Origin of the sequence: Leucobacter sp. M11 (genome assembly GCF_035726885.1) — a bacterium.
Taxonomy (GTDB): domain Bacteria; phylum Actinomycetota; class Actinomycetes; order Actinomycetales; family Microbacteriaceae; genus JAPFRB01.
The window spans coordinates 93232-95312 of sequence record NZ_JAPFRB010000004.1 but is presented as its reverse complement, the minus strand read 5'-3'; the positions used below and the strand labels follow the sequence as shown (position 1 = coordinate 95312).

General features: G+C 72.6%; 1 protein-coding gene and 1 pseudogene. Both read right to left on the bottom strand.

Features of this window, described 5'->3' with window-relative positions; translation table 11 throughout:
* Window positions 1-300, bottom strand: a pseudogene (locus OOT08_RS12425) (ComF family protein); the annotation flags it as partial.
* Window positions 301-426: 126 nt separating this feature from the next.
* Window positions 427-2081, bottom strand: a 1655-nt coding sequence (locus tag OOT08_RS12420) for an LpqB family beta-propeller domain-containing protein (RefSeq protein ID WP_325093056.1), incomplete at its 5' end; no start/stop codon positions are given.

The following is a 2081-nucleotide window of genomic DNA, read 5'->3' as shown; positions in this document are numbered from 1 at the left end:
GGCGTGGAGCGCGAGCCCGAGCACGGCACCCAGCGGGCGCAGCAGGTCCCGGCGGCCCGAGTCCTTCGCGAGCAGGATCAGCCGCCGCAGGCTCCCCGAGTAGCGCCCCGCCGCGTAGACGGGCACCCCGGCGGCGCGGAGCCCCCGGGCCGGGCCGGGGGCCAGCTGCGCGTGCAGGCGACGCGCGCAGCCCGGGCAGAGGCTGCGGTCGCGGCGACCGCAGAGCCCGCAGCTCACGGGCAGGACGAGGCCGAGCAGGTCGAGCAGGGCCCCGCGGAGCGCCGGTTCTGGGTGGGTCATGGCCCCATCGTGCCGGGGCGTGGCGGCGGTGCGGGGCGAGGCCGATTCCGCTGGGGAGTCTTCGACCGCGCGGGGCCCGGTGCGGCACGGACCGCGCGGGGCCGGGTGCGTGCCCGGTGCGCCCGTTTAGCCGCGCTTGACGAGCAGCTGCACGCCCTCGTAGTACTCGCTCCAGGTGCTCCCCCGCGGGGCGTACAGGGCCCCCGTGTCGTCGAGGATGCGCAGCTGGGAGCGGGAGTTCGCCCCCGCGACGGAGACGATGTTCTTCGCGATCGGCGACTCGCTCGGGAAGAGCCCGAGGCCCGCGATCGCGACGCGAGAGCCCCCGCCGCCGTTGCCGTCGCCGGCCAGCGCGACCGCGACCCGGCCCTCGTCTATCCAGTCGAGGTCGATCGCTTCGCCGTCGAAGGAGGCGATCTGCACGGCCTCACTGAACCCGGTCGGATTCCCGGCCTCGTCCCTGAGCACCCCGGCGAGGGAGACCACGCTCTTCTTGCCCACGTCGAGCAGCGCCGCGGCGCGGGAGCCGTCCCGGGAGATGCGCAGCGCGCGGATCTCTCCCCCGGCGATCCAGGAGCCCGTCAGCTGGAGCTGGGCGGTGCCGAGCAGGGTGGCGTGGATCTCGTTCGGGGCTCCCGCAGGGACCGTCCACACGTAGCCCTGCTGGTCGATGGACGGGGCGATGAGCTTCTCGCGGTCGTCGACCGCGTGCACCCCGAAGTCGTCGAGCAGGGAGACGACGCCGCCCTTCAAGATCGCGGCGGTCTCCCCGTCGAAGGAGAGCGAGACCGCGTCGGGCTTCTGGGCAACGATCAGCTCGCCGAGCTCGCCGATGGGGCGGATCGAGGTGCCGTTGTACTCGCCGATCGTGTCCTCGCGCATCACCAGGGACGTATTCTGCACCTTCGGGTAGCGGGAGCGGGAATCGAGGATCACGTCGCCCTCGTTGAAGGCGGACTGGTCCACCGTGAGCAGGAACTCGCTCACCCCGGACACGGACTGCAGGCTCGCGGCGAGCTGCTTGCGGATCAGCTCGGTCGCCTGCGCGTCGGCGGCGAGCGCCTCGACGGAGAGGTCGATGTGGGCGCGGTTGTTCACCACGGGCACCGATTCCGCGACGAGGGTCGTGCCGCTCGGGAAGCCGGAGGTGAGCACGCCCTGGTCGAGGGGTTCGGCGGGCCCGGCGAGCAGCTCGGTGACGATGTTGGTGCTCGTCGTGGCTCGGGTGGGGAACCAGCGGGCGTCGGGCACCAGCGCGCCCGTCGCGGGGGCCTGGAAGTAGATGTTGTGCTGGCCGTACAGCGTGGTGAAGGTGCTCCGGTCGAGCACGATCTCGGTGCTGGCCGCGGCAATCCGCCACTCTCCGGAGACCTGCTCCAGCTCGAAGCGCAGCGGCACCGAGCCCCCGGGCTCCGCGATGCGCATGGAGCCGCGGTCGTCGACGAAGCTCAGAGCCTGCACGGCGACGGTCACGGTGCCCCCGCCGTCGGCGACGGGCTCGCGGGTCCCGTCGTCGACGATCACGCCGTTGCTCGGGGTCCAGTCGCTCGAGTAGGCGGGGGTCAGGAACTTCCGGGCGATCGCGTAGTCGTCCTTGCTGCTGGACCCGGCCTGGAGGAAGCCGAGGACGATGTCCTCCTGGCTCATCTCGGGCACCGGGGCGTTGGGCTCGTAGATGACCTCCTCGTCGCCGGTGTTGAGGTTTGACAGGCCCTTCGTGACGGGGCCGGTCGCCGGGATGCCCTGGCAGGCGGTGAGGGTGACGAGGGCGGCGAGGAGCA